The organism is Dyadobacter sp. (assembly GCF_051859145.1).
Taxonomy (GTDB): domain Bacteria; phylum Bacteroidota; class Bacteroidia; order Cytophagales; family Spirosomataceae; genus Dyadobacter.
The window spans coordinates 1-6,757 of the sequence record NZ_JBHYGF010000234.1 but is presented as its reverse complement, the minus strand read 5'-3'; the positions used below and the strand labels follow the sequence as shown (position 1 = coordinate 6,757).

Sequence of the window (6,757 nt, the reverse complement as noted above, 5' to 3'; positions counted from 1 at the left end):
TTGGATCAAACCTGGTAAAGTAGGTAGCCGCCACAATACTATTACAAAAAAAGCCTTGCAGATATGTAAGGCTTTTTGCATTTGGCGAGGATTTACCTCTTACCAGGCTACGCGCCCCGTCCCGGACAGGGAAGTTAAGCGGGGCTACCTAAGCCGGGGGCTCCCAGCCCAGGTCCGCCGATGATACTTGGATCAAACCTGGTAAAGTTGGCGGGGCGCGTAGCTTAGCCGCCACAATACCATTACATAAAAAAGCCTTGCAGATATGTAAGGCTTTTTGCATTGGTGAGGATTTACCTCTTCCCAATTGCCCGCAAGCCCGCGGCCGGCCAGGGAAGTTAAGCGGCGCTGCCTAAGCCGGGAGCGCCCAGCCCAAGTCCGCCGATGATACTTGGATCAAACCTGGTAAAGTTGGCGGGGCGCGTAGCTTAGCCGCCACAATACTATTACAAAAAGACCATGTCAAAAGGATGGTCTTTTTTTTGCTATTTGTTATAGTTTGTTAAACAAGCAACCTGCATTAATAAAGCACTTCATACCAGTGTTCTCTTGCGGCTAGTCTTTCCACTTTCATAACCCAGGCTGCTCTCATGGTAAATATGTACTTGATCTCGCCGCCTTTTGGGTCTTCTTCATAATAGATAATGCGGATACGGTCGGGAGATGCACCTGCCACAGCATCTTCTATCGACTTGTATTTAGCTGGAAGTGTATTATCGAGGTAACCAACAGAGGGAGAAAAATTATTTTTAGAAAGCGATTTCACTGCTGCCGAGAAATAGTTAGCAGGAAGTCGTATCTCCAAGGTTTGCCGCTCGTCGTTCCATTGACTGCTGCCCTTTTCTGCACTCTGCGGAAGAAATTCATAAAGCTTTTTACCCGTAGCATAAGGTACATTGCCATGCGGTCACGAATCAATGACATGGATATTGACAGTCTGCGAATTCAAACTAAATGCGGAATAACCCACGAGCGCTAGAAAGGTAGCACCATCTATTTTTTGTAGCTTTGCGCCCCTTTTCCAAAACTTTCCTTATGTCAGCCTCTAACCAACTTGGGCATGCTCCTGTCCGAACTCTGTTTTTTCAAAACTATGGTCCCGCAATCATAAGTCTGTTATCCTCCATTGTGCATCAGGTAATCAACGGCATTATACTTGGACAAGAAGTAGGAAAAGATGGTCTTGCCGCCGTAGGATTGTTTGGTCCTGTCGTCATTGTTCTGATTGCATTTACCTTGCCGGTGATGATTGGCGGCGGCGTGTTGATCGGCAAGGGAATAGGTGCAGGGAATTACGGAAGTGTACAACAAGTATTTCAGTTTGCTACTACACTGGTCATTTTAGTAGGCACCTGCGTAGCTCTGACCGCGCCATTCTTGTCAATGCCACTCGCCCGTTTTCTCGCTGGTACAGATAATTTAATCCTCACAGAAAACCTGGCGCATTATGCACTTTGGCAATTAGTCGGTCTCCCGGTATTCTTTCTCGGTATGATCTGGGGGAACTTTGTACGTGCTAACAATGTACCACAGGCATCAAGAAACGCGTCCATCCTGGCAGCAGCAGTCAATATTGTACTTGATGTAGTATTTGTAATTGTTTTGGAAATGGGCGTTGAAGGTGCGTCAATTGCAACATCGATCGCATTAACCTGTGGTACTGCCTACCTTTTTGCTTTCATTTCAAGAGGCAATACACATTTAAGTTTTTCTTCATTCCGATTTACGCTCAAATTGTCACAATGGAAAGAGTACTTTCAAATAGGGATACCATCGTTTGCGTCTGAAATCGCGTTCTCATCAGGTTTGTTGCTTATTAATCAGTCGTTAATTCGCTACGGCGCCTCCGCAGTCGCTGCATTCGGGTTGGTCAATTATCTTAGTTTCTTATTAATCCGGCCCTTTACTGCTGCCATGATTGCTGCACTTCCGATTATGTCCTATAATATCGGAGCAAAACAACCAGACCGCGTACTTGAGACCCTGCGGTTTTCGGTGGGATTTACCCTAATACTTGGCATAGTAGTAGCAGGACTAGGCTTGTTCCTGTCCGACTTACTGGTTGAATTATTCTCGGGAGATCAAAACGTTACTTACCGAAAAACTGCAAGTGAAGCAATGGGCTTGTACTTCCTGCTGTTCCTCGCAGCGGGTCCGAACTATCTGCTGGCCGCTTTTCTGCAAAGTACAGGCAAAACGGTCGCTTCTCTTTTTGTGAATCTCCTGAAAGGCTTTTTTCTTGTACTACCAACGCTCGCGGTACTGCCTGAACACCTGGGTATGTCGGGAATCTGGCTTTCCAGAGCGCTGTCCGAAATAGTCACACTCGTCGTCGTTGCGGCTTATACATTGTATTTCAAAAACCGGTACTACACCAGTGACGCTATCCTTCAAGTTAGCGCGAGCAGGAACTTTTAGGTCTTGTTATCCTTTGTAAATACAGACCTACTCTTGAAGATAACTATGAAAAAAATAGGGTTTTTATCTTTTGGGCACTGGGCCAATCACCCAGCCTACAATGCCCGGACAGCGAGCGATACCTTACTGCAATCCATTGACCTGGCTGTTGCAGCCGAAGAAATAGGGCTGGACGGGGCATATTTTCGGGTCCATCATTTTGCCTCACAACTCGCCTCTCCATTTCCGCTGCTTTCAGCGATCGGTGCGAAAACCAGCAAAATTGAAATCGGAACGGGCGTTATTGACATGCGCTACGAAAATCCGTTGTATATGGTGGAAGACGCCGGCGCGGCAGACCTGATTTCGGAAGGACGATTACAGCTGGGTATCAGCAGAGGATCGCCGGAGCAGGTAATAGACGGCTGGCGCTACTTCGGATATGAACTGGCAGAAGGAGAAACAGATGCAGATATGGGACGGCGCAAGGCGCTGGAATTCCTGGAAAGGCTGAATGGATTTGCAAGACCTAACCCCAACCCTATGTTCCCGAACCCGCCAGGTTTATTACGCCTGGAACCCTATTCCGAAGGTTTGCGTGAGCGTATCTGGTGGGGCGCGGCTTCCAACGCAACAGCCGTTTGGGCTGCGGAAAATGGCATGTACCTCCAAAGTTCCACATTGAAGTTTGATGAAAGCGGCAAGCCATTTCACGTGCAACAGGCAGAGCAGATCAGGCTGTACAAAGAAGCCTGGAAGAAGGCAGGACACCAGCGTGAACCGAGGGTTTCCGTGAGCAGGTCTATTTTTGCATTGGTCAATGAGCAGGACAGATATCTCTTCGGCCAGGAAGCTAACAGGCGCGACAAGATTGGAATGATTGAACAGGATAAGCGGGCTATTTTTGGCAGAAGCTATGCGGCAGAACCTGATCAGTTAATCAAAGAGTTGGCTCAGGATGAGGCTATTCAGGAAGCAGATACACTGTTGCTCACTATCCCGAATACCTTGGGCGTCGACTATAACGTGCACGTGCTTTCTTCAATTTTGGAGTATGTTGCACCAGGTTTGGGTTGGCGTTAAGTGCTAATTTGAAATGAAGTTAATGGCAACCGGCGTAAAGCCGGTTGCCATTGTTCGTTAATACAGGCCATTCCACACTTCATTTTTTGTATTTTCGCCTAAACTCCTGCTAAACCGATTATTCGTATGAACCCAATCTGGGCCATTGTGGCCATTATTCTCGGCGTTACTTTATACAAACAATTTGACTTTCAGACCTTGCAGTTTGAAAAACCGGCACTGGCTGTCGTGTACCTGCTCACATTTATCGCATCGGTGTATTTTCTGATCAAAGGCAGGAAGCAATCGACCAAGTAGTTTACAATCATGAAAGTGTGTATTGCTGAAAAGCCCAGCGTTGCGAAGGACATTGCAGGAGTGATCGGGGCCAACCAGCGTCGGGATGGTTATTTTGAGGGAAACGGTTACCAGGTAACCTGGACATTCGGGCATTTTTGTACGTTGAAAGAGCCCCACGACTACACCGAACGCTGGAAAGCGTGGCGGCTGGAAGATTTGCCTATGATCCCGTCAAGCTTCGGTATCAAGCTGATTGATAATGCGGGCGCATTGAAGCAGTTTGGCGTTATAGAGAGTCTGGTCAGCCAATGTGAAGAAGTGATCAACTGTGGTGATGCAGGGCAGGAGGGTGAGCTGATCCAGCGCTGGGTTTTGCTGAAAGCCAAATGCAATGTACCCGTGAGACGACTCTGGATCTCCTCGCTGACCGAGCAGGCGATCCGGGAAGGCTTTGAGAAGTTGAAAGATAGTGAGCTGTACAATAATCTGTACGCCGCGGGTAGTGCGCGCGCGATCGGTGACTGGCTCCTGGGCATGAACGCTACGCGACTTTTTACCAAAAAATTTGGTCAGGGTAAGGTGGTACTCAGCATTGGCCGCGTGCAAACACCAACACTCGCACTCATCGTACAGCGACAAAAGGAGATCAATGCATTCGTCTCGGAAGAATATTGGGAGCTTAAAACCATTTACCGGGATACAGAATTTACAGCAAATATAGATCGGCTTAAAAGTGAGGAAAAAGCAAAAAAAGGCTTGGCTTATCTCCTGCTGCATGATTTTGAAATAACCTCATTTGAAAAGAAAGAAGGAAAAGAAGGAAATCCAAAGCTTTTCGACCTGACTTCGCTGCAAGTGGAAGCCAACAAGAAGTACGGCTACTCTGCGGAAGACACATTGAAACACACGCAAAACCTTTACGAAAAGAAATTTATCACGTATCCCAGGGTAGATACCACTTATCTTTCGGAAGATCTGCATCCGAAAGTAGAGGGGATATTAAGAGAACTGACGCATTACGCGCAGTATACCGCCCCGTTGCTTGAAAAGCCGGTACCAAAATCTAAAACGGTTTTTGACGATAAAAAGGTGACCGATCACCACGCTATTATCCCGACCGGCGTACAACCAAATCACCTTAGCCAGGACGAGAAGCGCATTTATGATCTGGTTACGCGGCGCTTCATCGCTGTGTTTTATCCCGAATGTAAAGTTTCTAACACGACAGTATTGGGGAAAGTCGGACAGGTTGAATTCAAAGCTACTGGAAAGCAGATCCTTGAACCCGGCTGGCGTGTGCTGTATGCAAACGATGCGAGTGCGAAAAAGGAAGCTGCCGAAGAGGAAAAGCTGATGCCAAACTTTGAAGTAGGGGAAAGAGGCCCTCATGAACCGCGCGTGCACCAGGGTAAAACGACACCGCCAAAAGCTTACACGGAAGCTACACTGCTCAGGGCTATGGAAACAGCGGGCAAGCAGGTGGAAGACGATGAAATGCGTGAACTTTTGAAAGACAATGGGATAGGAAGACCCTCTACCAGGGCCAATATCATAGAAACGCTTTTTAAAAGGCGGTATATCGAAAAGAAAAAGAAGAATATTGTCGCCACGCAAACTGGCATCGACCTCATTGACACGATCCAGAATGAGTTACTTAAAAGTGCCGAGCTGACGGGAAACTGGGAACGCAAGCTGCGCCTCATAGAAAAAGGCGAGTACTCGATGGATACATTCAAGCAGGAACTGATCCAGATGGTCGTGGACCTCACGCAGGAAGTGAAGAACAACCGCGGTCGGGCTATCAGCATTGCAGAGGAAGTGCCGGTAGAAGTTGAAAAGGAGGTAAAGGAAAAAAAGCCAGCGAAACCCAAAGAGCCCAAAGAAGAGATTAACATCGAGTCACTTACCTGTCCGAAATGCAAGGCGCATTTGTTGAAAAAGGGAAAAACAGCTTACGGCTGTTCCAATTTTCAGGTTTGCGGTTTCAAGATACCTTTTGAATTTTTGGGTAAAAAGCTCACTGACAAGCACGTTTATGATCTGTTAAGCAAAGGGAAAACGAGCCGCATAAAGGGTTTGCAGATTCCGGGTAATCCCGAAACGACCGATGCCAGGCTGGTCATGAATGGAGATTTTAATTTCGAAGTAGGATAGTTTGGTCCGTCTACGTGGACAATACTATAATAACCGGCAATGCATTGTTTAGTATATGCAATAGAATGCTCCATTGTACACCATAACGCAAAGCAATGACTGCGAACACGATGCCCGATACGAAGTGCGGAATGAGGTGCAATGTGATATCAACTGCATTTGCGCCGCTGAAATCGAAGTTGGAATAATGCCAGCCGGCAAAGCAGGCGGAACTTACCAGGATAGTTGCAGTGCTATTCTTGCTGGCAATTGTTATGATAAAACTACTAATCGGTTCGCTGAACAAAAAAACAAAAAGCAGAGCAAGCACGAAGATCAGGCCCGAATCCATTCCGGGCGCATAAAAGTTAATCCCGGTAAAACGCGCCACCAGCATGTAAAGCAGGAATACAGCCGATATCAGAACTACCCTGCGCGTTTTTACAACAACACCCCTGAATGCCAGCTCTTCCAGGATCGGGCCGGCAATTGCAACTTCAAACAGGAAAGTCACCGTGTCCAAGACAGAAGAAAGCGTTCGCGATGCGCTGGCGCGCTCCACCCCGCCGATCAAACCCCTTTCTTTCAGGAAAACAAGCAAATAGGCATACAAGAATTTAAAACCAACAATGAAAAGATACGCTTGTAAGATCTGCCGAAGAATCAATTTTGTGCTGACCTGTTGCGTATCCTGCATTGATGATTTAACTAATTTTTTAAAAATTTAAAGCGCTCATGTGCGGGAACAAAACACCGCCACTAGCATTATTCCAGCTTGATCGTGCCTGTTTCGCGTTTCGGACTATCTTTCTGTATTTCATTCAACAAGCCGATCATCTGCTTCAACTTTTCCGGCTGCGAGGAA

General features: G+C 47.0%; 6 protein-coding genes. 4 read left to right on the top strand and 2 right to left on the bottom strand.

Annotation, left to right across the window (positions count from 1 at the left end):
- Positions 1-520 precede the first annotated feature (520 nt).
- Positions 521-805, bottom strand: coding sequence for a hypothetical protein (locus ACTIE6_RS14385; RefSeq protein ID WP_439557303.1), 285 nt, complete (start codon positions 803-805; stop codon positions 521-523).
- Positions 806-1,035: 230 nt separating this feature from the next.
- Between ACTIE6_RS14385 and ACTIE6_RS14380 the strand changes: the two genes are divergently transcribed.
- From ACTIE6_RS14380 to ACTIE6_RS14365, 4 genes are all read left to right on the top strand, one after another.
- Complete coding sequence (locus tag ACTIE6_RS14380; protein ID WP_439557302.1) at positions 1,036-2,418, top strand: MATE family efflux transporter; 1,383 nt, start codon at positions 1,036-1,038, stop codon at positions 2,416-2,418.
- Positions 2,419-2,463: 45 nt separating this feature from the next.
- Complete coding sequence (locus ACTIE6_RS14375) at positions 2,464-3,480, top strand: LLM class flavin-dependent oxidoreductase (RefSeq protein WP_439557301.1); 1,017 nt, start codon at positions 2,464-2,466, stop codon at positions 3,478-3,480.
- Positions 3,481-3,606: 126 nt separating this feature from the next.
- A complete protein-coding gene (locus ACTIE6_RS14370) occupies positions 3,607-3,777 on the top strand; it encodes a hypothetical protein (protein WP_439557300.1) in 171 nt (56 codons plus the stop codon).
- A gap of 9 nt (positions 3,778-3,786) precedes the next feature.
- A complete protein-coding gene (locus ACTIE6_RS14365) occupies positions 3,787-5,913 on the top strand; it encodes a DNA topoisomerase 3 (protein WP_439557299.1) in 2,127 nt (708 codons plus the stop codon).
- Between the two features lie 10 nt (positions 5,914-5,923).
- On the opposite strand, the gene ACTIE6_RS14360 is transcribed toward ACTIE6_RS14365, so the two are convergent.
- On the bottom strand, positions 5,924-6,589 hold the full coding sequence (locus ACTIE6_RS14360) for a CPBP family glutamic-type intramembrane protease (RefSeq protein WP_439557298.1): 666 nt from the start codon (positions 6,587-6,589) through the stop codon (positions 5,924-5,926).
- Positions 6,590-6,757 lie beyond the last annotated feature (168 nt).

Coding starts and splice junctions, on each gene's coding strand:
- ACTIE6_RS14380 (WP_439557302.1), top strand. CDS start 1,036: ATGTCAGCCTCTAACCAACTTGGGCATGCTCCTGTCCGAACTCTGTTT.
- ACTIE6_RS14375 (WP_439557301.1), top strand. CDS start 2,464: ATGAAAAAAATAGGGTTTTTATCTTTTGGGCACTGGGCCAATCACCCA.
- ACTIE6_RS14370 (WP_439557300.1), top strand. CDS start 3,607: ATGAACCCAATCTGGGCCATTGTGGCCATTATTCTCGGCGTTACTTTA.
- ACTIE6_RS14365 (WP_439557299.1), top strand. CDS start 3,787: ATGAAAGTGTGTATTGCTGAAAAGCCCAGCGTTGCGAAGGACATTGCA.
- ACTIE6_RS14360 (WP_439557298.1), bottom strand. CDS start 6,589: ATGCAGGATACGCAACAGGTCAGCACAAAATTGATTCTTCGGCAGATC.